We start from the raw sequence: 597 nt of genomic DNA, 5'->3' as shown, positions 1-597 counted from the left end.
CCGCCACGCCGATCGTATCCCGGTCGATCCCGCTGGCGAGCGCGAGCGCGGCCGCCGAGCTCCAGATCATCATCGTCGCGGCGATGAACGCGATGGTCGCCAGCGCCAGCGCCCAGGCGGCGGCGGACGGGCGATGGCGCGCGACGGCGGCGGGATCGGCGAGCGGCGTCGCGCCCGCCGCCGGGCGATCCGCATCGCGCGCTGACATCGTCAGGATCGCGGCGGCCGCGGGGGCGATCGCCAGAAGCGCGAGCGCGACGCGCGGCCCGGCGGCGTCGGCGACCGGCGGCAGGACCAGCGCGACCAGCGCGGACAGCAGCAACTGCGTCAGGAACACGGCGGCATAGGCGGTGGTCGGGCGATGCGCCGCCGCGCCGCTCATCGCATCGGTATAGACGATGCCGGTGGCGGCGCCGAACAGCGCGCGCGTCAGCAGCACGACCGGCAGGTCCGCATCCAGCCCGGCGGTCAGCAGCGCCAGCCCGGTCGCCGCCAGCGCCGCGTAGGTGGCGGTGTGGGCAGGCAGTTTGACCCCGCACCGCCAGACCAGCAGCGCGCCCGCCGCCATCCCGCCCTGCGTCGTGCCGACGACCCAGC

At 76.5% G+C, this 597-nt stretch carries 1 pseudogene; it reads right to left on the bottom strand.

Features of this window, described 5'->3' with window-relative positions:
• Nucleotides 1-597 (bottom strand): annotated as a pseudogene (locus tag AX685_RS22590) (MFS transporter); the annotation flags it as partial.

Origin of the sequence: Sphingomonas sp. CCH9-F2, from assembly GCF_001556735.1 — a bacterium.
In the GTDB taxonomy this organism is placed as follows: domain Bacteria; phylum Pseudomonadota; class Alphaproteobacteria; order Sphingomonadales; family Sphingomonadaceae; genus Sphingomonas; species Sphingomonas ginsenosidimutans.
Note: the sequence above shows the minus strand (reverse complement) of the source record. Positions and strands in the feature narration are given on the sequence as shown.